This window comes from Zeimonas sediminis (assembly GCF_023721795.1).
GTDB classification, from domain to species: domain Bacteria; phylum Pseudomonadota; class Gammaproteobacteria; order Burkholderiales; family Burkholderiaceae_E; genus Zeimonas; species Zeimonas sediminis.
Genome location: NZ_JAMQYE010000002.1, coordinates 380,660 through 406,959 on the forward strand (window position 1 = coordinate 380,660; position 26,300 = coordinate 406,959).

The following is a 26,300-nucleotide window of genomic DNA, read 5'->3' on the forward strand; positions in this document are numbered from 1 at the left end:
TCGCCGACCGTTCAGGTCAGCATGTCGTTCCAGATGTTGCGGGCCCAGGCGTTCGCGTAGGTGCCCTCGAGCAGGCTGGCCTCGGCCGAGACGCCGCCGGCACCCTTGACCGGTTCGATCGTCTTGTTCTCGGGCGACCAGCGATGCACCGACGCGACGTGGATGACCCGCTTGTCGTCGACGAAACTGTAGCAGGTGTTCGCCATCATCTGCGGCTCGGGCGCGCGCCCGTTCAGGATCTCGACGATCGTGGCCGCGGCGGCCTTGCCGTGCTGGTTCGCCATGTGCCCCGACTTCGGCATCGCCGGCGCCGGCATCGTGGCGTCGCCCAGCACGTGGATGCCCTTGGCGGCGGTCGACTCGAGCGTGGACCAGTCGACCAGGCACCAGCGATCGTTCGCGTTGACCAGACCGGCCTGGCGCGCGATGTCGGCCGCGCCGTGCGGCGGGACGACGTTCAGCACGCTCGCCTTGACCTTGTCGCCCAGGTCGGTGATCGCGGTCCGGCTGCGGGCGTCGACCTCGGTGACCTGCATGTTCGGCTGGTAGTCGATCATCCCCTTGTACTGGCCGTTCCACTCCTTCAGGAACAGGGCCTTCTTCGACTGGATGTCCGCATTGGCATCCAGCACGACGATCTTCGACTTCGGCTTGTAGGTCTTGAAGTAGTGCGCGACCTGGCAGACCCGCTCGTAGGGCCCCGGCGGGCAGCGATACGGGGCGCGGGGGATCGTCAGCACGTAGACGCCGCCGTCGGGCATCGCCTCGAGCTGCTGGCGCAGCGCCACGGTCTGCGGGCCGGCCTTCCAGGCATGCAGGATCGTCTTCTGGGCCTCGGCGTCCAGGCCCTGGATGGCCGAGAAATTGAAGTCGATGCCGGGCGACATCACGATCCGGTCGAAGGTCTGCTCGGCCATGCCGGCGAAGCTCACCTTGCGGGTGACCGGGTCGACCGAGCGGACCTCGTCGCGCACCACCTTCACGCCGGCCTGCCGCAGGCCGTCGTAGGACGTGGTCAGGTCCTCGATCCGGCGCGAGCCGCCGAGGACCAGGTTCGACAGCGGGCAGGACACGAAGGCCGCCTGGCGCTCGACCAGCGTGACGTCGATGCCGGGGCCGCCCCACTTCTTCAGGTACTTGGCGGCCGTGGCGCCGCCGAATCCGCCGCCGATCACCAGCACGCGACCCAGGGTGCCGCTGGAAACGGCCGGCGCGCCGTCCACGGCGCAGCCGGCCAGGCCGACGGCGCCGCCGGCGCCGAGCATCGTGAGGGCAGAACCCGAGCCGAGCGCCTGCGCGAGGCGGCGGCGGGTGTTGTCGATTCCGTTCATGGTCGTTCCTCCCCCGCTCACTTCGACGGCTGCTGTTTCGAGAAGTAGTCGGCCAGCGCGACGATCTGCTCGTCGGTGTAGCCCTTGGCGATCTGGTGCATGATCGTCGCCTGCCGCTTGCCCTCGCGGAACGCCTTCATCTGCTCGACGAAGTAGGTGGCCGAGAGGCCGGCCAGCCCGGGCATGCCGCCGCCGCCGGCCGAGCGGCCGTCGGTGCCGTGGCAGTTCGCGCAATTCGCGGCCAGGTAACGCGCTTGCTGGGCATGCGCCGGCAGCGCGGCAGCCGCCAGGCCGATCGCCATGCAGGCCGCGGCGACCGTCTTCATCGTTCTCATGTGATTCTCCTCGCTTCGTCTCGACCGGGCGGAGCGTCGTCGTGCCCGCAGGGTCGTTGTTGAACCGTTCATTCTAGACAAGCCCGCACCGCCCGGCGCGCTTACCGGGGCGGTCGAATTTGCTTATTCTTTCCATTGGCGCTCCGCGCACGCGGCAACGGAAACGAAAACGGGACCCGAAGGTCCCGCCGGGAGGGTGCGCCGGCCGCTCAGGCCGGCAGCACCTCGATCTGCTCCTCGCCCTCGCCGCCCGAGGACGGCGGCTCGCCTTCGGCGAAGGACAGCACGACCTGCTCGTTCTCGTCCAGGTCGACCGTGACCCGTCCGCCCGACACCAGCTTGCCGAACAGCAGTTCGTCGGCCAGCGCCTTGCGGATCGTGTCCTGGATGAGCCGCTGCATCGGCCGGGCGCCCATCAACGGATCGAAGCCCTTCTTCGCGAGCATCTTGCGCAGCCGGTCGGTGAACACCGCGTCGACCTTCTTCTCGTGGAGCTGCTCCTCGAGCTGCATCAGGAACTTGTCGACGACGCGCAGGATGATCTCCTCGTCGAGCGCCTTGAAGCTGATGATCGCGTCGAGCCGGTTGCGGAACTCGGGGGTGAACATCCGCTTGATCTCGACCATCTCGTCGCCCGCCTCGCGGCTGTCCGAGAAGCCGATGCTGCGGCGCTGCAGGTCGGCCGCGCCCGCGTTCGTGGTCATGATGACGATCACGTTGCGGAAGTCGGCCTTGCGGCCGTTGTTGTCGGTGAGGGTGCCGTGGTCCATCACCTGCAGCAGGATGTTGAAGATGTCCGGGTGCGCCTTCTCGATCTCGTCGAGCAGCAGCACCGCGTGCGGCTTCTTGCTGATCGCCTCGGTCAGCAGCCCGCCCTGGTCGAAGCCGACGTAGCCCGGGGGCGCGCCGATCAGCCGCGACACCGCGTGCCGCTCCATGTACTCGGACATGTCGAAGCGGATCAGCTCGATGCCGAGGATGAACGCGAGCTGCTTGGCGACCTCGGTCTTGCCGACGCCGGTGGGGCCGGAGAACAGGAAGGCGCCGATCGGCTTGTCCGGCTTGCCCAGGCCCGAGCGCGACATCTTGATCGCAGCGGCCAGCGCGTCGATCGCCGGGTCCTGGCCGAACACGGTGGCCTTCAGGTCGCGGTCGAGCGTCTGCAGCTTGCTGCGGTCGTCGGACGACACCGAGGCCGGCGGGATGCGCGCGATCTTGGACACGATGTCCTCGATCTCGTTCTTGCCGATGACCTTCTTCTGCTTGCTCTTGGGCAGGATGCGCTGCGCGGCGCCGGCCTCGTCGATCACGTCGATCGCCTTGTCGGGCAGGTGCCGGTCGTTGATGAACTTGGCCGACAGCTCGGCGGCGGCCGACAGCGCGGAGGCCGAGTAGCGCACGCCGTGATGCTCCTCGAAGCGCGACTTGAGACCGCGCAGGATCTGCACCGTCTGCTCGACCGATGGCTCGACGACGTCGATCTTCTGGAAGCGCCGCGACAGCGCGTGGTCCTTCTCGAAGATGCCGCGGTACTCGTTGTAGGTGGTCGCGCCGATGCACTTGAGCTGGCCCGAGGACAGCGCCGGCTTCAGCAGGTTGGAAGCGTCGAGCGTGCCACCCGAGGCAGAGCCGGCGCCGATCAGCGTGTGGATCTCGTCGATGAACAGGATCGCGTTGGGGGCCTGCTTGAGCTGCTTGAGCACCGCCTTGAGCCGCTGCTCGAAGTCGCCGCGGTACTTGGTGCCCGCCAGCAGCGCGCCCATGTCGAGCGAGTAGACGACCGCGTCGGACAGGATCTCGGGCACGTCGCCCTGAGTGACGCGCCAGGCGAGCCCCTCGGCGATCGCGGTCTTGCCCACACCGGCCTCGCCGACCAGCAGCGGGTTGTTCTTGCGGCGCCGGCACAACACCTGGATGACGCGTTCCACTTCCTGCTCGCGGCCGATCAGCGGATCGATCCGCCCTTCCTTGGCTGCCGCGTTCAGGTTCAGCGTGTACTGCTCGAGCGCGCCCGGCTGGCCGCCGGCGGCCTCCTGCTCGCCCTCGGCCTGCTCGTCCTTCTGCGGCTCCTTGGGCTGCGGGGTCTTGGTGATGCCGTGCGAGATGAAATTGACGACGTCGAGCCGCGTGATGCCCTGCTGGTGCAGGTAGTACACGGCGTGCGAGTCCTTCTCGCCGAAGATCGCGACCAGCACGTTGGCGCCGGTCACCTCCTTCTTGCCGTTGGACGTGCTCTGCACGTGCATGATCGCGCGCTGGATCACGCGCTGGAAGCCGAGCGTGGGCTGGGTGTCGATTTCCTCGGCGCCCGGCACGATCGGCGTGTTCTCCTTGATGAAGCCGGTCAGGCTGCGGCGGAGCTCGTCGATGTTGGCCGCGCAGGCACGCAGCACCTCGGCCGCCGACGGATTGTCGAGCAGCGCGAGCAGCAGGTGCTCGACGGTGATGAATTCGTGCCGCTGCTGCCTGGCCTCGACGAAGGCCATGTGCAGACTGACTTCAAGTTCCTGGGCGATCATGCTTCCTCCATCACGCACTGCAGCGGGTGCTGATGCTCGCGTGAATAACTGCTGACCTGCTCGACCTTCGTCGCTGCGATATCGCGAGGGAATACGCCGCAGACGCCGCGTCCGTCCCGGTGAACCTTCAGCATCACCTGGGTCGCCTTCTCGCGCCCCATGCCGAAGAACTTCTGCAAGACGCTCACGACGAACTCCATCGGGGTGAAATCGTCGTTGAGCAGGACCACCTGGTACATCGGCGGCGGCTTCAGACGCGATTCCCGACGTTCGAGAACGGTGGAGGGATCGTGCCGGGTCGCCATGAATGCATTCTAGCGAGTCGCGAGGGCGGCGCAACAATCGCCCGGCAAGCGGTCGCGCCCGCCGTGACCGCGTTCACGACGCCACGCTTTCGCGGGCCCCCGGCACTTGACGCCGGCCCGATTACGAAAAAGAATCCGAGCGCTGTCCGGGGATATTTCCTCCGGGGTCGTGCCAGCCCGACAAATCCTTTCAGAACGGGGCAGCGCGGTCACTCTCTCGAGGGGCGCAGCGACAGGCGGGCCGGATCAGGGGGAGGACCGAGAGGTTTCCAGCCGGCCCGGTAATCGTTTTCAGGAATGTTCAGGCATGGCTACAGGCACCGTTAAGTGGTTCAACGATTCGAAGGGCTACGGCTTCATCACGCCCGACGATGGCGGAGAGGATCTGTTCGCGCATTTCAGCGCGGTCCAGATGAACGGCTTCAAGACGCTGAAGGAGGGCCAGAAGGTCCAGTTCGAAGTCGTCACCGGGCCCAAGGGCAAGCAGGCCTCGAACATCCAGGCGGCCTGACCGCCACCCGATCCGGCCGCCGGCCGGATCTCGCGATTGCCGCCGGCCGCCGACCGGTCTGCGGCTGTCACCAGGAACGCCGGGAATCCCCCGGCGTTCTTGCTTTGCGCCGCGAGCCCCCTGCCTCGCACACCGATCGCCGGCGCAATACACATGCTATCGTGTTGCATTAAAGGCGCGGTCGCCCGTCCTCCGGTTTAATCTCCCGATCGTTGCCGGCCGCGACGCGCGCCCTAAGGGCGCTGTGCGTCGCCGATCGGACCGGATTCCGGAAATGACGACGCGACACCTTCCCTTGTTTCTCGCTGCCTGCCTGCCGGCCATCGCGCTGGCCGGCGGCGCCCATTCGCACGGCAACGCGGAACTCGACGTGGCGGTCGAGGCCCCTGCGATACTGGTCGAACTGAGGGTGCCACTGCACGACCTGGTCGGATTCGAGCGCCCCCCGCGCAACCGGGCGGAGCGCGAGCGGGTCGAGCAGGCGATCGCCCGCCTCGAGGCCGCCGACCGGCTCTTCCGGATCGATCCGGCAGGCGGATGCGAGCTCGCCGCGGCCGCGATCGAGGCGCCGCTGCTCGGGCGGCAAGGCGACGGCGCCCCTTCCCCCGCTGTGGCCGGCCAGCCCGCGCACGGGGACCTGGTCGGCAGTTTCCGCTTCGAGTGCCGCGACGCCCGGGCGGCAAGACACCTCGACCTGGGCCTGTTCCCGGCCTTCAAGTCGATCCGGACGGTCGACGCCCGCGTCGCCTCGCCGGGCGGCCAGTCCGCGCAGCGCCTTCGCGCCACCCAGCCGCGCCTGATCCTGGCCGACCGCCCGCAACGATGACGGACGCATCGGTGCTCGAGATCGAAGGCCTGCGCTTTCGCTGGCCCGCCGATCGGACGGACTGCCTCGAGATCGCCGCCTTGCGGGTCGAGCGCGGCGAGGCGCTGTTCCTGCACGGCCCGAGCGGCTGCGGCAAGAGCACGCTGCTGTCGCTGATGGCGGGAGTGCTGACCGCCGCCGAAGGGCGGGTGGCGCTGCTCGGGCAGGACTGGCGCGACATGCGGCCGGCCCGGCGCGACCGGCGCCGCGCCCGTCACGTCGGCTACGTGTTCCAGCAGTTCAACCTGGTTCCGTGGCTGAGCGCGATCGACAACGCGGTGCTGCCGTGCGGCTTCTCGTCCGCCCGCGCGCAGGCCGCGGCAAGGATGGCCGGCTCGCCTCGCGCCCAGGCCGAGGCCCTGCTCGCGGCGATGGGGCTGCCGGCCAGCGCCTGCCAACGGGCGGCTGCCACCCTGTCGGTCGGCCAGCAACAGCGGGTCGCGGCCGCTCGCGCCCTGATCGGGGGCCCGGACCTGGTGGTCGCCGACGAGCCGACTTCCGCGCTGGACGAGGGCAATCGCGACGACTTCCTCGCCCTGCTCCTCGACGCATGCGCCGCGTCGGGCAGCGCGCTGGTCTTCGTGAGCCACGACCTGAGCCTCGCCGGGCGGTTCAGCCGGGAACTGGCGCTGCCGTCGATCAACCGCGCGCCCCGCCACGAGGCCGCGCAAGCATGAGCTTCCTGCTCAGGCTCGCGGCACTGAGCGCCTGGAACCGGCGCTCCACCCTCGTGCTGACGATCCTTTCGATCGCGCTGTCCACCTTCATGCTGCTCGGCGTCGAGCGGGTGCGAACCGACCTGCGCGCGAGCTTCGGCTCGGCAATCTCCGGCACCGACCTGATCGTCGGCGCCCGGACCGGCTCGGTCCAGTTGCTTCTCTTCTCCGTCTTCCACGTCGGCGCGCCGACCAGCAACATCGGCATGCGCAGCGTCGAGGCCGTCGCCGCGATGCCCTCCGTGGCCTGGGTGGTGCCGATCTCGCTGGGCGACTCGCATCGCGGGTTCCCGGTCGTCGGCACCACGACCGCCTACTTCGAGCGCTTCCGCTACGGCAGTCGCCAGGCGCTGCGCATGGCGCAAGGCGAGGTCTTCTCCGACCTGTTCGACGCGGTCGTGGGTGCCGAGGTGGCCGCGCGACTCGGCTATCGGGTCGGGGATTCGATCACGCTCGCGCACGGCAGCGGCCCCATCGGGGTCGCCGAGCACGCCGACAAGCCTTTCCGGATCGCCGGCATTCTTGCCCGCACGGGCACCCCCGTCGACCGCTCGGTCCTGGTCAGCCTGGAGGCGATCGAGGCGATTCACGCGGACTGGATGGGCGGGATGCCCAGGCCCGGTTCCCGAATCGGCCCGGAGCAGGCGCGAGCGCTCGAACTGCGGCCGAAGGCGGTGACCGCCGCGCTGGTCGGCCTCGAACGACGCAGCGCCGTCTTCGCGACCCAGCGACGCATCGACGGCTTCGATGGGGAGCCTCTGATGGCGATCCTGCCGGGCGTTGCGCTCGACGAACTCTGGCAGCTGATCGGCGCCGGGGAGCGGGCGCTGCTGCTGATGTCCGGCATGGTCGCGCTGGTCAGCTTCGGAGGGCTCGTGTCGGTGATCCTGGCCGGCCTGAACGAGCGCCGGCGAGAGCTGGCCGTGCTGCGGGCTGCCGGAGCCGGGCCGAGGCACGTCCTGGGGCTGCTGGCGCTGGAAGGGGGCCTCGTCACGCTTGCCGGCGTGGCGGCCGGCGCGATCGCGCTGTCGTTCGCGATCCTCGCGCTCGCCCCCTGGCTGCAGTCGAGCTTCGGGCTCACGCTGGAGGCAGCCCGCCCGACGACGACGCAGTGGCTGCTGGCGGCCGCGCTCGTCGCGGCCGGCTGGTTCGCGAGCCTGCTGCCCGCCTGGCGCGCCTACCGGCTTTCGCTTTCCGACGGCCTGTCGGCGAACGCCTGACCTCTGCGCATCGATGGAGGAAAGCTTGACCTCGACCCGCTCCGAGACCCGCCGCCGCCTCCTCTTCGCGGCAACGCTGCTCGCGCTGCCCGGCGCCGCCCGCACCGAGGAGTTTCCCGAGATCAGTTGGGAGGACCTGGTCCCGAAGGACTGGGACCCGATGAAGTCCCTCGAAGGACTGCAGGTCCCCTCGTACCTTCACGACGCGGACCCGCGTGCCCAGGCGCTGATGAAGCGAATCCGGGAGATCCTCGACAACGCGCCGACCGTGCCGGCGATGGCCGGGCGCAAGGTCCGCCTGCCGGGCTACCTGGTGCCGCTCGAAGAGGACGAGCGCGGGGTCGGCGAGTTCCTGCTGGTCCCCTACTTCGGCGCGTGCATCCACTCCCCGCCGCCCCCGGCGAACCAGATCGTCCACGTGCGCGCGGACAAGCCGGTGCGCGGCCTGCGCACGATGGAGGCGGTCTGGGTCAGCGGAACCCTGCGCATCGACCGCTCCGACACCGGGATGGGGGTCAGCGGCTACGTGATGGACGCCAGGCGCGTCGTGCGCTACTGACCGCCCGCCGCGGCCCCGGCGCCCCCCGGCGCCGCGAAACGGCCTCGGGAATCCCCGGTAACTGCACCCGTCTTGACGTCCGCCAAGAAAGCTTCGACGCGCGATGCGCCGGCGCGGCCCGGCGGCGCTAGGCTCTGATCATCAGCGCGGGCGTCCCGGCCCGCATCGAAGTCAGGCGCCGACGAAGCCGGCAGGAGGGTCAGGACCGTGGCACACATCGTCGTACTCGGAGCAGGCACCGGCGGCATGCCGGCCGCCTACGAACTGCGCGCGAAACTGGACAAGTCCCACCGCGTCACGGTCGTGAACGCGGTCGACTACTTCCAGTTCGTCCCCTCCAACCCCTGGCTGGCCGTGGGCTGGCGCAAGCGCGACGCGATCACCTTCCCGATCCGCCCGCACCTGGAGAAAAAGGGCATCGAGTTCGTGGCCCGGCCGGTGCAACGCATCGACGCCGACGGCAACGCGCTGGAACTGGCCGACGGCGAGCGACTCGCCTACGACTACCTGGTCATCACGACCGGCCCGAAGCTTTCCTTCGACGAGGTGCCCGGATCGGGCCCGCAAGGCCACACCCGGTCGGTTTGCACCGTCGACCATGCCGAGCAGTTCTGGAGCGACTACCAGTCCTTCCTGGACGACCCGGGCCCGGTGATCGTCGGCGCGATGCCCGGCGCCTCGTGCTTCGGCCCGGCCTACGAGTTCGCCTTCATCCTCAGCAAGGACCTGCAGCGCCGCAAGCTGCGCCACAAGGTGCCGATCACCTTCGTGACCAGCGAACCCTACATCGGCCACCTCGGGCTGGGCGGGGTCGGCGACTCCAAATCCCTGCTCGAGAGCGACTTCCGGAACAACGACATCAAGTGGATCACCAATGCCAAGGTGACCCGGGTCGAAGCGGGCAAGATGTTCGTGACCGAGGTCGACGACAAGGGACAGCCGAAGCAGGAACACGAACTGCCGTTCAAGCTGAGCATGATGCTGCCGGCCTTCAAGGGCGTCGACGCGGTCGCGGGGGTCGAGGGCCTGTGCAACCCGCGCGGCTTCGTGCTGATCGACGAGTTCCAGCGCAGCAAGAAGCACCGGAACATCTTCTCGGCGGGGGTATGCGTGGCGATTCCCCCGGTCGAGGCCACGCCCGTGCCGACCGGCGCGCCGAAGACCGGCTACATGATCGAGACGATGGTGACCGCGATCGTGCACAACATCGCCGCCGAGCTCGAGGGCAAGCCGGCCGACGCCAAGGGCACCTGGAATGCGATCTGCCTGGCCGACATGGGCGACACCGGCGCCGCCTTCGTGGCCCTGCCCCAGATCCCGCCGCGCAACGTGAACTGGTTCAAGAAGGGGAAGTGGGTCCACCTCGCCAAGGTGGCCTTCGAGAAGTACTTCCTCTACAAGATGAAGAACGGCAGCTCGGAGCCGATCTACGAGAAGTACGTGCTGAGCGCGCTCGGCATCGAGAAGCTCGAGCGCTGACCGGTCCGGATGCGCGCCGGCCCGGGGGCCGGCGCGCCCTGGCCGCTTACATGTTGTCGATCATCACCTGGCCGAAGCCCGAGCACGACACCTGGGTGGCGCCTTCCATCAGTCGCGCGAAGTCGTAGGTGACCTTCTTCGACTGGATGGCCTTGTCCATCGACGAGATGATCAGGTCGGCCGCCTCGGTCCAGCCCATGTGGCGCAGCATCATCTCGGCCGACAGGATCTCCGAACCCGGGTTCACGTAGTCCTTGCCGGCGTACTTCGGCGCGGTGCCGTGGGTGGCCTCGAACATGGCCACCGAGTCGGACAGGTTGGCTCCCGGCGCGATGCCGATGCCGCCGACCTGCGCGGCCAGCGCGTCGGAGATGTAGTCGCCGTTCAGGTTCAGCGTGGCGATCACCGAGTACTCGGCCGGGCGCAGCAGGATCTGCTGCAGGAAGGCGTCGGCGATCACGTCCTTGACGATGATGTCCTTGCCGGTCTTCGGGTTCTTGAACGAGCACCACGGGCCGCCGTCGACCAGCTGCGCGCCGAATTCCTTCTGTGCCAGCGCGTAGCCCCAGTCGCGGAAGCCACCCTCGGTGAACTTCATGATGTTGCCCTTGTGCACCAGCGTGACCGAGGGCTTGTCGTTGTCGATCGCGTACTGGATCGCCTTGCGGACCAGGCGCTCGGTGCCTTCGCGCGACACCGGCTTGATGCCGATGCCGGAGGTCTCGGGGAAGCGGATCTTGGTGACGCCCATTTCCTTGATCAGGAAGTCGATCAGCTTCTTCGCCTTGGGGCTCTCGGCTTCGTACTCGATGCCGGCGTAGATGTCCTCCGAGTTCTCGCGGAAGATCACCATGTCGGTCTTCTCGGGCTCGCGGACCGGCGAGGGCACGCCCTTGAAGTAGCGGACCGGGCGCAGGCAGACGTACAGGTCGAGCTCCTGGCGCAGCGCGACGTTCAGCGAGCGGATGCCGCCGCCGACCGGCGTGGTGAGCGGCCCCTTGATCGACACGACGTAGTCCTTGACGATCTCGAGCGTCTCGGCGGGCAGCCAGACATCGGGGCCGTAGACCTTGGTCGACTTCTCGCCGGCGTAGACCTCCATCCAGTGGATCTTGCGCTTGCCGCCGTAGGCCTTGGCCACCGCCGCGTCGACCACCTTGAGCATGACCGGCGTGATGTCCATGCCGGTGCCGTCGCCCTCGATGTACGGAATGATCGGATTGTCGGGAACCTGCAGCGAAAAGTCGGCATTGACCTTGATCTTCTCGCCAGCCGAAGGGACTTTGACGTGCTGATACATTCGCAGGATTCCTCGGTAGATGGGTTGTGCGGGATGCGGGTTAGCCCATAATTATGCCGCATCGAAACCCGCGCCGCCCCTCGGCGCGCCTGTCGCCGGAACACCACCTGACATGACGCAAACCGCCCGACGATCCGGCCTGCGCCTGGCCGCCGCCCTGGCTCTGGCCGCAGCGCTCGCGGCCGCGGCGGGCGGCCTGCTGGCGCCCGCCCCGGCCGCCGCCCAGGGGCGCCCCCAGCCCGAGCTGCCGACGGTCACGCTGCAGGCCGGTATGCACCTGATCAAGGCCGAGGTCGCGGACGACGACCGGAAGCGCGCGGTCGGCCTGATGTTCCGGCAGTCACTGGCCCCGGGCCACGGGATGCTGTTCGTGTTCCGCGAGAAGGCCGGTCACTGCTTCTGGATGCGCAATACGCTGATCCCGCTGTCGATCGCATTCCTGGACGACGACGGCACCGTGGTCAACATCGAGGACATGGCGCCTCGCAGCGAGGAAAGCCATTGCCCGAAGCGGCCGGTGCGCTACGCGCTCGAGATGGAACAGGGCTGGTTCGCGAAGCGCGGGATCGACGCCGGCTTCCAGCTCAGGAACCCTCAGGTCTTCCGGAAGAACTTGCCGTAGACCCAGAGCACCAGGATCGCGCCGAGCACCGACGCGATGAAGCCGGCCCCGGCGCCCGCCGGGTAAAAGCCGATCGCCCGGCCGATGAAGCCGGCCACGAAGGCGCCGACGATGCCCAGCAGCATCGTCACGATGATGCCGCCGCCCTGCGGGCCCGGCATCAGGAACTTGGCGACGGCCCCGATGGCCAGGCCGATGATCGCGGTCCAGATCAGGCTCATGCTTGCCTCCTCGTCGGGTCGACCCCCGCATTGAAGCACGATCGGGGCGCTGGGCGAACCGCCGGCGACCGTCACGCGCCACGGCGGCGGCCGGCAGGCCAAAGGCAACAGGGGCCCCGAAGGGCCCCTGTTCGAGCTGCGAAGCGGCGCTCGAGCGCCGCGCCGCCCCGGCTTCAGGCGAAGTTCTTCGCCGCGAAGTCCCAGTTCACCAGGCTGTTCAGGAAGGTCTCGACGAACTTGGGCCGGGCATTGCGGTAGTCGATGTAGTAGGCGTGCTCCCACACGTCGATCGTCAGCAGCGGCTTGTCGGCGCCGGTAAGAGGGGTGGCGGCGTTGCTGGTGTTGACGATGTCGACGCTGCCGTCGGCCTTCTTGACCAGCCAGGTCCAGCCAGAGCCGAAGTTGCCGACCGCGCTCTTGGTGAAGGCCTCCTTGAAGGCATCGTAGGAGCCCCACTTGGCCTTGATCGCGTCGGCCAGCGCGCCCGAAGGCTCGCCGCCGCCGTTCGGCTTCATGCAGTGCCAGAAGAAGGTGTGGTTCCAGACCTGGGCCGCGTTGTTGAACACGCCGCCCTGCGACTTGCGGATGATGTCCTCGAGGCTGGCGTTCTCGAACTCGGTGCCCTTGATCAGGTTGTTCAGGTTGGTCACGTAGGCCTGATGGTGCTTGCCATGGTGGTACTCGAAGGTCTCCTTCGAGATGTGCGGGGCGAGCGCGTCGGCGGCGTACGGCAGGGCGGGCAGCTGGTGTTCCATGTCTTGTCCTCGTGCTTTCCTGGAAGTGAATCGTCTATCGACGGCGCGGCGCGGGCGGATGCGCGTCGGGTCGGGCGAAAGCCGAGCATTCTAGGACGAACCGGGCCGGTCCTCCAGCGAAGCCCGGACGGCGACGGGGCGAAACGCCCGGCCCTCGCTCAGCCCTGCTCCGGCCGCACCGCGGTCACCGCCGCGTCGATCGAGCCATGCGCGAGCCGCACCGACACCTGCTCTCCGGTCCGGGCCAGGGCCGCGTCGCGCAGCACCGTGCCGTCCTCGCCGGTCACGATCGCGTAGCCCCGGTCGAGCACCGCCTGCGGACTGACCAGCGCCAGCGCGGCGGCCGCTGAGTCCACCCGACGCGCCCGCCACGCGAGCGCCTCTCGCCCGGCGGCCGCCAGCCTACGCTCCAGCGCCGCCAGCCGCTGCCGCGCCAGGTCGGCGCGCGGCGCGCGCAGCCGGGCGGCCAGCCGCTCCAGCGCGGCCGAGCGCCGCAGCCGCTGCGCGTTTCCGGCCGCGGCCAGCCGCTGCGCGAGGGCCGCGACCCGTCTCGCCCGGTCGCGCCACTGCGCCGACGGCGGCCTCAGCAGCCGGGTGCCGGTGTCGAGCCGCTGGCCGGCCCGGTCGAGCGCGCGCAGCATCGCCGCCCGCAGGCGCTGGGCCAGTCGGTGCGCGCCACGGGCGAGCTCGCGTCGATCCGGCGCCACCAGCTCGGCTGCGGCGGTGGGGGTCGGCGCGCGCAGGTCGGCGACGAAATCGGCGATCGTGAAGTCGGTCTCGTGCCCGACCCCCACCACGACCGGCAGCGGGCACGCGGCGATCGCGCGGGCGACGCGCTCGTCGTTGAACGACCAGAGGTCCTCGATCGAGCCGCCGCCGCGCACCACCAGCAGCACGTCGCAGTCGCGCCGGGCGGCGGCCCGGCCGATCGCCGCGACGATCTGCGCCGGCGCGTCGGCGCCCTGGACCTGGGTCGGGTAGACGACGACCGGGATCGCCGGCGCGCGGCGCCTCAGCGTGGTGAGGACGTCGCGAAGCGCGGCGGCCTGCGGCGAGGTGACCACGCCGATCGCCGCCGGCGCGGCCGGCAGCGCGCGCTTGCGGGTCGCGTCGAACAGCCCCTCCTTCTGCAGCCGCTCCTTCAACTCGAGGAAGCGCCGGTACAGGTCGCCGGCCCCGGCGCGGCGCATCGCCTCGACGTTGAGCTGGAACTCGCCGCGCGCCTCGTAGAGAGTGGCGAAGGCGAGCACCTCGACCCGGTCGCCTTCGCGCGGCACGAAATCGACGTGCCTGGCCTTGCCGCGGAACATCACGCAGCGGACCTGGGCGCCGGGGTCCTTCAGCGAGAAGTACCAGTGGCCGCTGGCGGCCCGCACGACGTTGGACAGCTCGCCCTCGACCCGCACCATTGCGAGGCTCCGCTCCAGGATCCCAGCAACGACGCGGTTCAGCTCGGAGACCGTCAGGATTTCCCGCGTCCCTGCGTGATTTCCGGGGCGGATTTCAGCATTCATGCGGGTTTCCGGGCGGAACCTTTCCACAAAGCCGCGTGGCTGCGTGCATTTTGACGACGGCCCCGATCTGCTGTAGCAAATGGTTCATAAGTGATTGATTGCGATGAGCTTTTCCGGTGCGAACGAATTGGGCACCGGCCGCAACGCATGGAAATTCGCGCTTTCCCCGCATTATCCAGCGCTTTCTTCACAGAGTTGTCCACAGCTTCTGTCGACAACTCGCGAGGCGACCGGCGGCGCTTGCGGCAGCGGTTCGAAAACGCCGACAATTGCGGGCCCGCAATCCCGACCCGGCGGGTCGGTTCCTGGAGATCGAATTGCTGTCCCTGATCGAGGCGGCCGGTTGGCCGATCTGGTTCCTGATCGTGACGTCGGTGGCGGCGGTCGCGCTGATCATCGAGCGCGGGCTCGCGCTCAGGCGCCCCAAGGTGCTGCCCGACGGCCTGCTCGACGAACTGACCGGCCTGCGGGGCGCGGTTCCGGTCACCCCCGAACTGCTGGCGCGGCTCTCGGCCAGCTCGCCGCTGGGCCGCGTGCTCGCGGCGGGCGCGCGCCACGAGGCGGGCGGCCGCGCGCGAATGAAGGAGGCCATGGAGGACACCGGGCGGGCGGTCGCCCACGAGCTCGAGAAGTACCTGTCCGGCCTGGGAACGATCGCCACCGTGGCGCCGCTGATGGGCCTGTTCGGCACGGTCGTCGGCATGATCGAGATCTTCGGGGCGCAGGCGCCCGGCGGCACGAACCCGCAGCAGCTGGCCCACGGCATCTCGGTCGCGCTCTACAACACCGCCTTCGGCATCCTGATCGCGATTCCTGCGCTGATCGCCTACCGGCACTTCCGCGCCCGGGTCGACGGCTACCTGACCGAGATGGAGCAGCAGGCGCTGCGACTCGTCGACCTGGTCGCCGCCGAGCCGCTGCCGGCGGCCGCCGGCGAGACCGCCGCCGAGGCCGAGCCCCGCAAGCCGGTGCGCCGCGCCCCCCGCCCGGCCGCCGAGCGCGCCAAGGCGAGCCCCGCCGCATGATCGGGCGCCACGCGATGAGCTTCCACCCCGGCCGGCGCCGGGAGGAGCCCGAGATCAACTTCATCCCGCTGATCGACCTGCTGCTGGTCATCCTGATCTTCCTGATGGTCACGACGACCTACTCGAAGTTCACCGAGCTGCAGGTCGACCTGCCCAGCGCCAACGCCGAGCAGGCAGCCGAACGGCCCGTCGAGATCGTCGTGGCCGTGGCCGCCGACGGCCGCTACGTGCTGGATGCCGGCGCCGCCCGGATCGTCTCGCCCGAGGCCCTGTCGGCCGAGCTGGCCCGCGCGGCCAGCGGCCGCAAGGAGCCGGTGCTGGTGATCCACGCCGACGCCGGTGCCCGCCACCAGTCGGTGGTGGCGGTGCTCGAGGCGGCGCGCCAGGCCGGCATCGCGCGGGTCACCTTCGCTGCACAGAGCGGCACCTCAGGGGCCGGCGCGCGTTGATCCGGCAGCGGCTCGAGGCGGCGCTGCAGCGGCTCTGGTTCGAGCCGGCGCCGGCCGCCGCCGCCCGGGCCGCCGGGCTGCTGCTCGCCCCCCTTTCCCGGCTGGTCGCGACCGTGGCCGCCCGCCAGCGGCGCGCGATCGAGGCCTTGCCGGCGCCGCCGGTGCCGGTCGTGGTCGTCGGCAACCTGGTCGTGGGCGGAGCGGGCAAGACGCCGCTGGTCGCGGCCACGGTCGCGGCCCTCGCGGCGCGCGGCTGGACGCCCGGCATCGTGGCCCGCGGCCACGGCGCGCGGCGCACCGAGGCGCGGCTGGTGCGCGCCGGCGACGACGCGGCCGATGCCGGCGACGAACCGCTGCTGCTCGCGGCGCAGACCGGCCGCCCCGTCGCCGCCGGGCGCCGCCGGGCCGAGGCGCTCGCGCTGCTGCTGCAGGCCCATCCGGAAATCGACGTCGTCGTCAGCGACGACGGGCTGCAGCACGCGGGGCTGCCGCGCAGCATCGAGATCGCGGTGTTCGACGCCCGCGGCGCGGGCAACGGCAGGCTGCTGCCGGCCGGCCCGCTGCGCGAGCCGCTCGCGCACCTGGCGGGGATGGACGCGATCGCGCTGAACGGCCCGGCCGATCCGCCCGCTGCCGCCCCTCCCGCTTTCCGCTTCGACGTGGTGCCAGAGCGCTTCGTGCGCGTCGACGGCCGCGGCGCGCCGCTCGAACCGGCCGCGTTCAGGGCCGCGGTCGCGGCGGCCTGCGGCGCGAGCGACGCGCCCGGCTGCCTGGCCGCAGTGGCGGGCATCGGGGCGCCTGCCCGCTTCTTCCAGGCGCTCGAGGCGCTCGGCCTGCCCCCGGGCCTGCGGGTCGAGCCCGGCGACCACCAGGTGCCGGGGCGGGACGCGCTGCGCGCGCTGCGCGCCCGCTTCGTCGTGATGACGACCAAGGACGCCGTAAAATGCCGGGCTTGGGCGGACGACCGCTGCTGGGCGCTGGAGGCGTCGGCGCGGCTCGATCCCGCATTCGTCGACTGGCTCGACAACGCACTGCGCGAGGCGAATCTTGGACGCACGCCTGCTCGACATCCTGGTGTGCCCGATCTGCAAGGGCCCGCTGCAATTCGAACGCGGCGGCACGGCGCCTGACGGCGCGCCGCTCGACGGCGAACTGATCTGCCGGCCCGACCGGCTGGCCTACCCGGTTCGCGACGGCATCCCGGTCATGCTCGTCGACGAGGCACGACGCATCGAACAGACCGACTGATGGACTTCGTGGCGCTGATCCCGGCGCGCCTGGCCTCGACCCGCCTGCCCGACAAGCCGCTGGCCGACATCGGCGGCCGGCCGATGGTGGTGCGCGTGGCCGAGCGGGCACGGGCCGCCGGCGCGCAGCGGGTGGCGATCGCCACCGACAGCGGGCGGATCGCCGAGGCGGTGCGCGCGGCCGGCTTCGAGGCGGTGATGACCGCCGCCGATCATCCGTCCGGAACCGACCGGCTGGCCGAAGCCGCCCGGCTGTTGCGCCTGCCCGCCGACGCGATCGTGGTCAACGTGCAGGGCGACGAGCCGCTGATCCCGCCGCCGCTGGTGCGGGCGGTCGCCGCGCGGCTGGCGGCCTCGCCCGACGCGGCGATCGCCACCGCCGCGCACCCGATCCACGAGGTCGACGACTGGCGCAGCCCGAACGTGGTCAAGGTGGTGCTCGACCGCACGGGCCGCGCGCTGCTGTTCTCGCGCGCGTCCATCCCGTTCGACCGCGACGGCACGGCGCCGGTGCCGGCCTGCGCGCTGCGCCACATCGGCCTGTACGCGTACCGCGTCGGCTTCCTGCTCGCGTACCCGACGCTCGAGCGCGCGCCGATCGAGGCCCTCGAGTCCCTCGAGCAGTTGCGCGCGCTGTGGCACGGCCACCGGATCGCGGTCGAGGTCACCGACGAGCAGCCCCCGCCTGGCGTGGACACGCCGGCCGACCTCGAGCGCGTGCGCCGCATCGTGTCGGGCGGCGGGCCGGCCGGGGCGAGCGTTGCGCCAAATTGACCGTCCGTCGGCTTTGACGGTACGCTTCCCGGGCTTCGGCGAGCCGCCCGGCCCGCGCCCCTGCGCGCGCCCGGTTCGCGACAATCAACTCCAGGTCATTTCATGCGTCTGATTCTCCTCGGCCCGCCGGGCGCCGGCAAAGGCACGCAAGCTGCCTTCATCACCAAGAAGTTCGGCATCCCCCAGATCTCGACCGGCGACATGCTCAGGGCCGCGGTCAAGGCCGGCACGCCGCTGGGCCTCGAGGCCAAGAAGGTCATGGACGCCGGCGGGCTGGTCTCCGACGACATCATCATCGGCCTGGTCAAGGACCGTCTGCAGCAGCCCGACTGCCAGTCGGGCTATCTGTTCGACGGCTTCCCGCGCACGATCCCGCAGGCCGAGGCGATGAAGGCCGCCGGCGTGAAGCTCGACTTCGTGCTCGAGATCGACGTTCCCGAAGCGGACATCATCGAGCGGATGAGCGGGCGGCGCGTGCACGTGGCGAGCGGGCGCACCTACCACGTGCGCTTCAACCCGCCGAAAGTCGCCGGCAAGGACGACGTCACCGGCGAGGACCTGATCCAGCGCGACGACGACCGCGAGGAGACCGTGCGCAAGCGCCTCGAGGTCTACCGCGCCCAGACCCGGCCCCTGGTCGACTACTACGGCGACTGGGCGAAGACCGGCGATCCCGCGGCGCCTCGGTACCGCCGCATCTCCGGCCAGGGCTCGGTCGAAGAGATCACCGCGCGCGCGCTGGCGGCGCTCGCGTAGACTCTCGTCGCATTCCCGGGGACCGGAGACTCCCCGGGGGCGCCCGATCCGCGCCGACACGATTTCCGTTGCTGCTGTTCCGATATCAAAACGACTTCTTGGGGGTGACAACATGACAGCGACTTCGGCGAGCCTCTGGTTCGCTCTCGTCTGCGGCCTGGCCGCGGTGATCTACGGAATCGCGTCGAGCCGGTGGATCCTCGGCCTCGACGCCGGCAACGCGCGAATGCAGGAGATCGCCAGCGCGATCCAGCAGGGCGCGCGCGCCTACCTGAACAAGCAGTACGGCACGATCGGCGTCGTCGGCATCGTGCTGTTCATCGCGATCTGGATGCTCCCCGGCCTCGGCATGGCCACCGCGGTCGGCTTCGCGATCGGCGCGATCCTGTCGGGCGCGGCCGGCTACATCGGCATGAACGTGTCGGTGCGCGCCAACGTGCGCACCGCGCAGGCGGCCACCCAGGGGCTCGGGCCCGCGCTCGACGTGGCCTTCCGCGGCGGCGCGATCACCGGCATGCTGGTGGTCGGCCTGGGCCTGCTCGGCGTGGCCGGCTACTACGGCGTGCTGATGGGCAGCGCGCCGCACGGCCTGGACAAGGTCGGCTCGCTGCACGACGTGCTCAAGCCGCTGATCGGCCTGGCCTTCGGCTCCTCGCTGATCTCGATCTTCGCGCGACTGGGCGGCGGCATCTTCACCAAGGGCGCCGACGTGGGCGCCGACCTGGTCGGCAAGGTCGAGGCCGGCATCCCCGAGGACGACCCGCGCAACCCGGCGGTGATCGCCGACAACGTGGGCGACAACGTCGGCGACTGCGCCGGCATGGCCGCCGACCTGTTCGAGACCTACGCGGTCACGCTGATCGCCACGATGCTGCTCGGCTCGCTGATGGTCACCGGCGCCGAGCCGCAGGCGGTGGTCTACCCGCTCGCGCTCGGCGGCGTGTCGATCATCGCGTCGATCATCGGCGCGATGTTCGTCAAGGCCAAGCCCGGCACGACCAACATCATGGGCGCGCTGTACAAGGGCCTGATCTGGGCCGGCCTGATCGCCACGATCGCCGCCTGGCCGATCACGCGCTGGGTGTTCGGCGACGTCGACCTGTCGCGCGCCGGCACCTCGGTGATGAACCTGTGGCTGTGCGTGGTCGTGGGCATGATCCTCACCGGCCTGATCGTCTGGGTCACCGAGTACTACACCGGCACGCAGTTCAAGCCGGTGCGCTACGTGGCGCAGGCCTCCACCACCGGCCACGGCACCAACATCATCGCCGGCTTGGCCGTGTCGATGAAGTCCACCGCCTGGCCGGTGATCCTGGTCTGCGCCGCGATCATCTCCGCCTACTGGCTCGGCGACCTGTACGGCATCGCGATCGCGGCCACCTCGATGCTGTCGATGGCCGGCATCGTGGTGGCGCTCGACGCCTACGGCCCGATCACCGACAACGCCGGCGGCATCGCCGAGATGGCCGAGCTGCCGTCGTCGGTCCGCGACATCACCGACCCGCTCGACGCGGTGGGCAACACAACCAAGGCGGTCACCAAGGGCTACGCGATCGGCTCGGCCGGCCTGGCCGCGCTGGTGCTGTTCGCCGACTACACGCACGCGCTCGAGTCGCAGGGCATGCACGTGACCTTCGACCTGTCGAACCACATGGTCATCATCGGCCTGTTCATCGGCGGCCTGGTGCCCTACCTGTTCGGCGCGATGGCGATGGAGGCGGTCGGTCGCGCGGCCGGCTCGGTGGTCGAGGAAGTGCGCCGCCAGTTCCGCGAGATCAAGGGCATCATGGAGGGCACGGCCAAGCCCGACTACTCGAAGGCGGTCGGCCTGCTCACCGGCGCGGCCATCAAGGAGATGATGATCCCGTCGCTGCTGCCGGTGGCGGTGCCGATCCTGGTCGCCATCTTCCTCGGCCCCGAGGCGCTCGGCGGCGTGCTGATGGGCACGATCGTGACCGGCCTGTTCGTCGCGATCTCGATGTGCACCGGCGGCGGCGCCTGGGACAACGCCAAGAAGTACATCGAGGAAGGCCACCACGGCGGCAAGGGCTCCGAGGCGCACAAGGCCGCGGTGACCGGCGACACGGTCGGCGACCCGTACAAGGACACCGCCGGCCCGGCCGTCAACCCGCTGATCAAGATCATCAACATCGTGGCGCTGCTGCTGGTGCCGCTGATGGGCGTGATGCACGGAGGCTGAGGCAATGGACGTCAGGGGCAAGGTCGTCGTCGTCACCGGCGGCGCTTCGGGGCTGGGCGGCGCGACCGCGCAGCGCATCGTCGAGCTCGGCGGCAAGGTGCTGATCGCCGACGTCAACGACAAGCTGGGCGCGGAGTTCGCCGGCCAGCTCGGCGCGGCCGCGCGCTTCGTGCGCTGCGACGTGACCGCCGAGGCCGACGCGCAGGCCGCGGTGGCCGCCGCCCTGGAGATGGGCGAGCTGGTCGGACTGGTGAACTGCGCCGGCATCGGCCCGCCGTGCAAGACGGTCGGGAAGGACGGCCCGCACCCGCTCGACCTGTTCGCGAAGGTCGTGCAGATCAACCTGATCGGCAGCTTCAACATGCTGCGCCTGGCGGCTGCGGCCATGGTGAAGAACGCGCCGAACCAGGAAGGCGAGCGCGGCGTCATCGTGAACACCGCTTCGGTGGCCGCCTACGACGGCCAGATCGGGCAGGCCGCCTACGCGGCCTCGAAGGGCGGCATCGTGGGAATGACGCTGCCGATCGCCCGCGACCTGGCGCGCGACGGCGTGCGCGTCGTCACGATCGCGCCGGGTCTCTTCCTGACGCCGCTGCTGCAGAGCCTGCCGAAAGAGGCGCAGGATTCGCTCGGCAAGCAGGTGCCCTTCCCCTCGCGGCTCGGGCGCCCGCCCGAGTACGCGTCGATGGTCGAGCACATCTTCGCCAATACGATGCTGAACGGCGAGACGATACGGCTCGACGGCGCGATCCGCATGGCGCCGCGCTGAGCGGCGTGCAGCCGGGCCCGCCGGGGAATCCGCTCCCTCGGCGAGGCGCCACTGGAAAGCCGGGCCGATGGCCCGGCTTTTTCTTTGGGGGTATGCTCGAACGGCCATCCAACGACAATCCCCGTGAGGAGTCGCCATGCCCGGACTGCGTCCCGACGTCGATCCAGACGGCCTGCTCGAATACTCGGTCGTGTTCACCGACCGCGCGCTCAACCACATGTCGCAGCGCTTCCAGGGCGTGATGCGCGACATCTCCGGCGTATTGAAGGAGGTCTACCGCGCGCACTCGGCGGTCGTGGTGCCGGGCAGCGGCACCTTCGGCATGGAGGCGGTGGCCCGGCAGTTCGCCACCGGCAGGAAGTGCCTGGTGATCCGCACCGGCTGGTTCAGCTATCGCTGGTCGCAGATCTTCGAGATGGGCGGCATCCCGTCCGAGGCGATCGTGCTCAAGGCCCGCCCGGTCGGCCCGGGCCGGCAGGCCGCCTTCGCGCCGCCGCCGATCGAAGAGGTCGTCGCCACGATCGCGCGCGAGAAGCCCGAGCTGGTCTTCGCGCCGCACGTCGAGACCTCGGCCGGCATGATGCTGCCCGACGACTACCTGAAGCAGGTGTCCGACGCGGTGCACGCGGTGGGCGGCATGTTCGTGCTCGACTGCATCGCGTCGGGCACCGTGTGGGTCGACATGAAGGCCACCGGCGTCGACGTGCTGATCAGCGCGCCGCAGAAGGGCTGGAGCGGCTCGCCCTGCTGCGCCTTCGTGATGCTGGGCGACACCGCGCGCGAGCGCATCGAGGCCACGACCAGCACCAGCTACGCCTGCGACCTGCGCAAGTGGCTGCAGATCATGGAGGCCTACGAAAAGGGCGGTCACGCCTACCACGCGACGATGCCGACCGATGCGCTGGCCAGCGTGCGCGACGCGATGCTGGAAACGAAGCGCTACGGCTTCGACAAGGCCCGCGCCGACCAGCTGGCGCTCGGCGCCCGCGTGCGCGCCCTGCTCGCCGGCCGCGGGTTCCCGAGCGTGGCGGCGCCCGGTTTCGAGGCGCCAGGCGTGGTGGTCAGCTACACCGACGACCCGGAAATCCACTCGGGCAAGCGCTTCCTGGGGCTGGGCCTGCAGACCGCCGCCGGCGTGCCGCTGCAGTGCGACGAGCCGGCCGACTTCCGGACCTTCCGGATCGGCCTGTTCGGGCTGGACAAGCTCGGCAACATCGAGCGCACCGTGGCGCACCTGGAGCGCGCGCTGTCCCAGGCGGCGCAGGCGGCGGCCTGAGGACCGTTTTCTAGCCGCCGTCGCCGCGCGAGCCGGGGCGCTTGCGTCGCAAGGCCGCCTCGCGCGCCGCCCGCGACTCCGCGCTGGCCGCGGCCAGCGCGATCTGGTCGTGCGCCATGTAGCCGGCCGCGTGGTTCAGCGCCGTGGCCACTGCGTTGATCGACTCCTTGCTCATCCGCACGACCGCCGGCGGCATCGACATCGCGCGCGCGGCCACCTCGCGCGCCAGCGCCAGCGCGCCGCCGCTCGCCGCCACGTAGTCGAGCAGGCCGATCTCGAGTGCCTGCGGCGCCGCGAAGCGCTCGCAGAGGATCGTCAGCCGCTTGGCCCTCGCCGGGCCGAGCAGGTTGACCAGCCGCGGGATCGTGCCCCAGGTCAGCGGAATGCCGAGCGAGATCTCGGGCAGCGACACGAAGGCGTCCTCCCCGGCGACGCGCCAGTCGCAGGCCAGCGCCAGCGCCAGGCCGCCGCCGACCGCGTAGCCCTCGATCGCGGCGATCGTGACCTGCGGAATCTCCTCCCAGGCCCGGCACAGGCGATATCCGGTCGCGGTGATCCGGCGCCGCTCGGAAATCGACAGCGAGGCATCGGCCCAGGCCCGGGCGTCGTCCAGGTCGGCGCCTGCCGAGAAGAAACGCGCGGCGCCGGTCAGGATCACCGCGTCCACGTCGTCGCGCTCGCCGAGTTCGCGAGCGACCGCGATCAGCTCGCGCATCAGCCGGCTGGAGAGCGCGTTGCGCGCGGCGGGCCGGTCCAGCGTGACCACGGCGCAGCGATCGGCCACTTCCAGCTTCAGGTTCTCGTAGCCTGCTTGCACCCGTCTTCTCCGTGGTTCGAGCTTCGTTCCGGTCGAAAGACTAACCCAGCGCGACCTCGACGGACCACGCCCCTATACTCGGGGCTCGCCATCCAGTTTCGAGGAGCAGCCCCGATGTCCGTCCATTCCCTCGCCGCATCGCGCATCGCGGATCCGGTGCAGCAGGCCAAAGTCCATCTGGCAGCGTCGCTGCGTCTCGCCGTCCTGCACGAGCTCGACGAGGGCATCGACAATCACTTCACGGTGGCGGTGCCGGGCCAGCGGGACCGCTACCTGATCCTGCCCTTCGGCCTGCACTGGTCGGAAGCGCGCGCCAGCGACCTGGCGGTGTTCGACGAAGCCGGCCGCACGATCGAGGGACAGGGCGTGGTCGAGTTGTCGGCGCGCTGCATCCACGCGCCGATCCACCGCATCTGCGGCGCCAGCGTCGTGCTGCACACCCACCAGACCTGGGCTCTGGCCCTGAACATGCTCGAGGACAACCGGCTGCTGCCGACCAGCCAGACCGCGGCCTTCTTCGACGGCCACATCGTCTACGACGACGGGTACAACGGACTCGCCGACACGCTCGCCGAGGGCGAGCGCCTGGCCGGGCTGCTCGGCACCGACGGGCACGTCGTGTTCATGAAGAACCACGGCGTACTGGTCGTCGGCGACACGGTCGCGCAGGCCTACCGCCGCCTTTACCGGCTCGAGCGCGTCTGCCGCGCGCAGCTGCTCGCGATGGGCTCGGGCCGGCCCTTGCAGGTGCTGCCGCCCGAGGTCGTCGCCCGCGTGAAGGCGCCCAATCCCGACAACACGCACTCGCTGGCGGAGCGCGAACGCCTGTTCTTCGAGGCGATGATGCGGGTGCTCGACCGCGAGCTGCCCGGCTACGCCGACTAGTCGCCTCACCGCCGGAGCTCGAGCAGGGCTCGCCCAGGCGCCGCCAGCACGACAGGAGGCCCTCACGCCATGAACGCCAGCACCTTCTCGAATGCCCGCACCCTCTCGGCCGTCGCACTGTTCGCCGCGCTGGCCGGTTGCGCGCTGCCGCCCTTCGGGCCATCCGAGCCCGCGGCGCCCGGCGGCACCGTCTACCGGATCAGCACGCCCTACGACGCCACGCTGGCGGCCCGCCTGCTCGCCAGCGGCCCGAACACGGTCACCGGCAGCGCATCGGTGCGCCAGCGCAACGGCACGGTGGTCACCTGCGCCGGCCAATCCGTCTTCCTGGTGCCAGCCACCGACTACGCGCGGATCCGCGTGCGCGCGCTGTACGGCAGCGACGAGCGCGGCGCGAGCCTGGACGGCCGCAGCTATCGCTTCGACCCGGACCCGCCCGAGTACACGAAGCTGGTCAGGCAGGCGCAGTGCGACGCGAATGGCCGCTTCCGCTTCGACCGGGTCGCCAGCGGAACCTTCTTCCTGACCGCGGTGGTCCGCTGGCAGGAGGGCGAGCGACGCGCCGGCGGCTCGCTGATGCAGCGGGTCACCACCGGCGGCGGGCGCACGGTCGACCTGACGCTGTCGCGTTGAGGCCCGTGGCTGCGAGCGCGGTTACCATCGGCACTGACCGCCCCCGCTCACGAGACCGATGACAGCTTCTCCGACCGAGCGCCGACCGCGCACCGGGTGGCGCTTCTGGCTGATCCTCGCGGCACTGTCGGCCGCGGCCGTCGCGGCGTCTCTGCTCTACGACGAAGCGGATCTGCGCGCGCTGCGCGACATGATCGGGCAGCGCGACAAGGCCTCGCCGCCTTCCGCGCGCACCGCTGCCGGCAAGCCGCCGGCGTCGGCCGCGCCCGTCACCGTCGAGACCGCCCGTGTGCGGGTCGAGCCGCTGGTCGAGTCGATCCGCGCGGTCGGCAGCCTGCTGCCCGACGAGGCGGTCACCGTCACGTCCGAGATCGCGGGCCGCGTCGAGAAGATCGCCTTCCGCGAGGGACAACGGGTCGCCGCCGGCGACCTGCTGGTGCAGCTCGACGCGTCGGTCCTGAAGGCCGAGCTGGCGCGCAGCCGCTCGGAGCTGACGCTCGCCCGCGCCAACAACGAGCGCTTCGCGAAGCTGGCCCGCGAGGGGATGGCATCGCCTCGCTCTCGCGACGAGGCGCTGGCCGCGCTGCAGGCGGCCGAGGCGGGCATCGCGCTGGCCGAGGCGAGGCTCGCGAAGACGACGATCCGCGCCCCGCTGTCGGGCGTCGTCGGCCTGCGAACGATCAGCGCCGGCGCCTACCTGGAACCCGGCGACCCGATCGTCGCACTGGCCGACACCGATCCGGTGAAGCTCGACTTCCGCGTGCCCGAGCTCGCGCTGCCGGCGCTGCGCAACGGCCAGCAGGTGAACGTGACGATCGACGCCCTGCCCGACCGGCGCTTCGAGGGCACGGTCTACGCGATCGATCCGATCGTCGAGGTCGGCGGCCGCGCGATCCGGATGCGCGCGCGAATCCCGAACCCGAAGGGCGAGCTCGCGCCTGGCCTGTTCGCTCGCGTGGAGATCGTCGTGAGCCGGCGCGAGCGAGCGATCCTGATCCCCGACTCGGCGGTCTTCGCGAAGGGCGACAGGCGCTACGTGTACCGGGTCGTCGACGGCGAGGCCCGGCTCACCGCGATCGAGCTCGGCGTTCGCAGGCCGGGCCGCGTCGAGGTGCTGGCAGGCCTGGCCGAAGGCGACACGGTGGTCAGCGCCGGCCACCAGCGCCTGCGCGACCAGGCGCCGGTCGAACTCGCCGCGCCCCGGCCCGGAGCCTGAG

Annotated in this window: 28 protein-coding genes; 19 read left to right on the forward strand and 9 right to left on the reverse strand. The window is 70.4% G+C overall.

Annotated features, from left to right (window positions below; translation table 11 throughout):
• Positions 1 to 11: 11 nt before the first annotated feature.
• The 4 genes from M6I34_RS17210 to clpS form a co-directional block, all read right to left on the reverse strand.
• On the reverse strand, positions 12 to 1,331 hold the full coding sequence (locus M6I34_RS17210; protein ID WP_272487038.1) for an NAD(P)/FAD-dependent oxidoreductase: 1,320 nt from the start codon (positions 1,329 to 1,331) through the stop codon (positions 12 to 14).
• Positions 1,332 to 1,348: 17 nt separating this feature from the next.
• Positions 1,349 to 1,666 carry a c-type cytochrome gene (locus M6I34_RS17215; RefSeq protein ID WP_272487039.1) on the reverse strand — a complete coding sequence of 106 codons (318 nt, stop codon included), beginning with the start codon at positions 1,664 to 1,666 and terminating at the stop codon, positions 1,349 to 1,351.
• 209 nt (positions 1,667 to 1,875) lie between these two features.
• Positions 1,876 to 4,185, reverse strand: a complete 2,310-nt coding sequence (gene clpA / locus M6I34_RS17220; RefSeq protein WP_272487040.1) for an ATP-dependent Clp protease ATP-binding subunit ClpA — start codon at positions 4,183 to 4,185, stop codon at positions 1,876 to 1,878.
• Entirely contained in the window at positions 4,182 to 4,490 is a 309-nt protein-coding gene (gene clpS, locus M6I34_RS17225; protein ID WP_147704152.1) for an ATP-dependent Clp protease adapter ClpS, read from the reverse strand. Before clpS ends, clpA begins: the two co-directional genes overlap by 4 nt.
• 307 nt (positions 4,491 to 4,797) lie before the next feature.
• Between clpS and M6I34_RS17230 the strand changes: the two genes are divergently transcribed.
• The 6 genes from M6I34_RS17230 (at position 4,798) to M6I34_RS17255 (ending at position 9,840) form a co-directional block, all read left to right on the forward strand.
• Positions 4,798 to 5,001: a cold-shock protein gene (locus tag M6I34_RS17230; protein ID WP_272487041.1), complete on the forward strand. Its 204-nt coding sequence runs from the start codon at positions 4,798 to 4,800 to the stop codon at positions 4,999 to 5,001.
• Between the two features lie 274 nt (positions 5,002 to 5,275).
• Positions 5,276 to 5,827 (forward strand): ZrgA family zinc uptake protein, encoded by a 552-nt coding sequence (locus M6I34_RS17235; protein ID WP_272487042.1) that lies wholly within the window; start codon positions 5,276 to 5,278, stop codon positions 5,825 to 5,827.
• Positions 5,824 to 6,543: an ATP-binding cassette domain-containing protein gene (locus tag M6I34_RS17240; RefSeq protein ID WP_272487043.1), complete on the forward strand. Its 720-nt coding sequence runs from the start codon at positions 5,824 to 5,826 to the stop codon at positions 6,541 to 6,543. Before M6I34_RS17235 ends, M6I34_RS17240 begins: the two co-directional genes overlap by 4 nt.
• Positions 6,540 to 7,802, forward strand: coding sequence for an ABC transporter permease (locus M6I34_RS17245; RefSeq protein WP_272487044.1), 1,263 nt, complete (start codon positions 6,540 to 6,542; stop codon positions 7,800 to 7,802). Before M6I34_RS17240 ends, M6I34_RS17245 begins: the two co-directional genes overlap by 4 nt.
• Positions 7,803 to 7,827: 25 nt before the next feature.
• Positions 7,828 to 8,361, forward strand: a complete 534-nt coding sequence (locus M6I34_RS17250) for a DUF3299 domain-containing protein (protein WP_272487045.1) — start codon at positions 7,828 to 7,830, stop codon at positions 8,359 to 8,361.
• 207 nt (positions 8,362 to 8,568) lie between these two features.
• On the forward strand, positions 8,569 to 9,840 hold the full coding sequence (locus M6I34_RS17255) for an NAD(P)/FAD-dependent oxidoreductase (protein ID WP_272487046.1): 1,272 nt from the start codon (positions 8,569 to 8,571) through the stop codon (positions 9,838 to 9,840).
• Between the two features lie 46 nt (positions 9,841 to 9,886).
• Here M6I34_RS17255 and icd read toward each other — a convergent pair whose 3' ends face one another.
• The gene (icd, locus tag M6I34_RS17260; RefSeq protein WP_272487047.1) at positions 9,887 to 11,140 is read right to left on the reverse strand and encodes an NADP-dependent isocitrate dehydrogenase; all 1,254 of its coding nucleotides are present in this window, start codon (positions 11,138 to 11,140) and stop codon (positions 9,887 to 9,889) included.
• A 112-nt stretch (positions 11,141 to 11,252) separates the two neighbouring features.
• Between icd and M6I34_RS17265 the strand changes: the two genes are divergently transcribed.
• Entirely contained in the window at positions 11,253 to 11,762 is a 510-nt protein-coding gene (locus M6I34_RS17265; RefSeq protein WP_272487048.1) for a DUF192 domain-containing protein, read from the forward strand.
• On the opposite strand, the gene M6I34_RS17270 is transcribed toward M6I34_RS17265, so the two are convergent.
• From M6I34_RS17270 to xseA, 3 genes are all read right to left on the reverse strand, one after another.
• Entirely contained in the window at positions 11,735 to 11,983 is a 249-nt protein-coding gene (locus M6I34_RS17270) for a GlsB/YeaQ/YmgE family stress response membrane protein (RefSeq protein ID WP_272487049.1), read from the reverse strand. The genes M6I34_RS17265 and M6I34_RS17270 overlap by 28 nt on opposite strands.
• Positions 11,984 to 12,156: 173 nt before the next feature.
• Entirely contained in the window at positions 12,157 to 12,738 is a 582-nt protein-coding gene (gene sodB / locus M6I34_RS17275) for a superoxide dismutase [Fe] (RefSeq protein ID WP_272487050.1), read from the reverse strand.
• A gap of 158 nt (positions 12,739 to 12,896) precedes the next feature.
• Positions 12,897 to 14,252 carry an exodeoxyribonuclease VII large subunit gene (gene xseA / locus M6I34_RS17280; RefSeq protein WP_272487051.1) on the reverse strand — a complete coding sequence of 452 codons (1,356 nt, stop codon included), beginning with the start codon at positions 14,250 to 14,252 and terminating at the stop codon, positions 12,897 to 12,899.
• Positions 14,253 to 14,569: 317 nt separating this feature from the next.
• On the opposite strand from xseA, the gene M6I34_RS17285 reads away from it, so the two are divergent.
• From M6I34_RS17285 to M6I34_RS17325, 9 genes are all read left to right on the forward strand, one after another.
• The gene (locus M6I34_RS17285) at positions 14,570 to 15,277 is read left to right on the forward strand and encodes a MotA/TolQ/ExbB proton channel family protein (RefSeq protein ID WP_336254713.1); all 708 of its coding nucleotides are present in this window, start codon (positions 14,570 to 14,572) and stop codon (positions 15,275 to 15,277) included.
• 14 nt (positions 15,278 to 15,291) lie between these two features.
• Complete coding sequence (locus M6I34_RS17290) at positions 15,292 to 15,726, forward strand: ExbD/TolR family protein (RefSeq protein WP_272487228.1); 435 nt, start codon at positions 15,292 to 15,294, stop codon at positions 15,724 to 15,726.
• Positions 15,723 to 16,856 carry a tetraacyldisaccharide 4'-kinase gene (lpxK, locus tag M6I34_RS17295; protein ID WP_272487052.1) on the forward strand — a complete coding sequence of 378 codons (1,134 nt, stop codon included), beginning with the start codon at positions 15,723 to 15,725 and terminating at the stop codon, positions 16,854 to 16,856. Before M6I34_RS17290 ends, lpxK begins: the two co-directional genes overlap by 4 nt.
• Entirely contained in the window at positions 16,774 to 16,974 is a 201-nt protein-coding gene (locus tag M6I34_RS17300) for a Trm112 family protein (RefSeq protein ID WP_272487053.1), read from the forward strand. The genes lpxK and M6I34_RS17300 overlap by 83 nt, the downstream gene beginning before the upstream one ends.
• A complete protein-coding gene (gene kdsB / locus M6I34_RS17305) occupies positions 16,974 to 17,747 on the forward strand; it encodes a 3-deoxy-manno-octulosonate cytidylyltransferase (protein WP_272487054.1) in 774 nt (257 codons plus the stop codon). The genes M6I34_RS17300 and kdsB overlap by 1 nt, the downstream gene beginning before the upstream one ends.
• A 102-nt stretch (positions 17,748 to 17,849) precedes the next feature.
• Complete coding sequence (gene adk, locus M6I34_RS17310; protein WP_272487055.1) at positions 17,850 to 18,503, forward strand: adenylate kinase; 654 nt, start codon at positions 17,850 to 17,852, stop codon at positions 18,501 to 18,503.
• 112 nt (positions 18,504 to 18,615) lie between these two features.
• Entirely contained in the window at positions 18,616 to 20,703 is a 2,088-nt protein-coding gene (locus M6I34_RS17315) for a sodium-translocating pyrophosphatase (RefSeq protein ID WP_272487056.1), read from the forward strand.
• Between the two features lie 4 nt (positions 20,704 to 20,707).
• Positions 20,708 to 21,472: a 3-hydroxyacyl-CoA dehydrogenase gene (locus M6I34_RS17320; RefSeq protein ID WP_272487057.1), complete on the forward strand. Its 765-nt coding sequence runs from the start codon at positions 20,708 to 20,710 to the stop codon at positions 21,470 to 21,472.
• 136 nt (positions 21,473 to 21,608) lie between these two features.
• On the forward strand, positions 21,609 to 22,748 hold the full coding sequence (locus M6I34_RS17325) for an aminotransferase class V-fold PLP-dependent enzyme (protein ID WP_272487058.1): 1,140 nt from the start codon (positions 21,609 to 21,611) through the stop codon (positions 22,746 to 22,748).
• 10 nt (positions 22,749 to 22,758) lie between these two features.
• Here M6I34_RS17325 and M6I34_RS17330 read toward each other — a convergent pair whose 3' ends face one another.
• Entirely contained in the window at positions 22,759 to 23,565 is an 807-nt protein-coding gene (locus tag M6I34_RS17330; RefSeq protein ID WP_272487059.1) for an enoyl-CoA hydratase/isomerase family protein, read from the reverse strand.
• Between the two features lie 114 nt (positions 23,566 to 23,679).
• Here M6I34_RS17330 and M6I34_RS17335 point away from each other — a divergent pair, with 114 nt between their 5' ends.
• From M6I34_RS17335 to M6I34_RS17345, 3 genes are all read left to right on the forward strand, one after another.
• Complete coding sequence (locus tag M6I34_RS17335; protein WP_272487060.1) at positions 23,680 to 24,450, forward strand: class II aldolase/adducin family protein; 771 nt, start codon at positions 23,680 to 23,682, stop codon at positions 24,448 to 24,450.
• Positions 24,451 to 24,519: 69 nt separating this feature from the next.
• Positions 24,520 to 25,083, forward strand: coding sequence for a peptidase associated/transthyretin-like domain-containing protein (locus tag M6I34_RS17340; protein ID WP_272487061.1), 564 nt, complete (start codon positions 24,520 to 24,522; stop codon positions 25,081 to 25,083).
• Between the two features lie 58 nt (positions 25,084 to 25,141).
• The gene (locus tag M6I34_RS17345) at positions 25,142 to 26,299 is read left to right on the forward strand and encodes an efflux RND transporter periplasmic adaptor subunit (protein ID WP_272487062.1); all 1,158 of its coding nucleotides are present in this window, start codon (positions 25,142 to 25,144) and stop codon (positions 26,297 to 26,299) included.
• The last annotated feature ends 1 nt before the right edge of the window (position 26,300 follow it).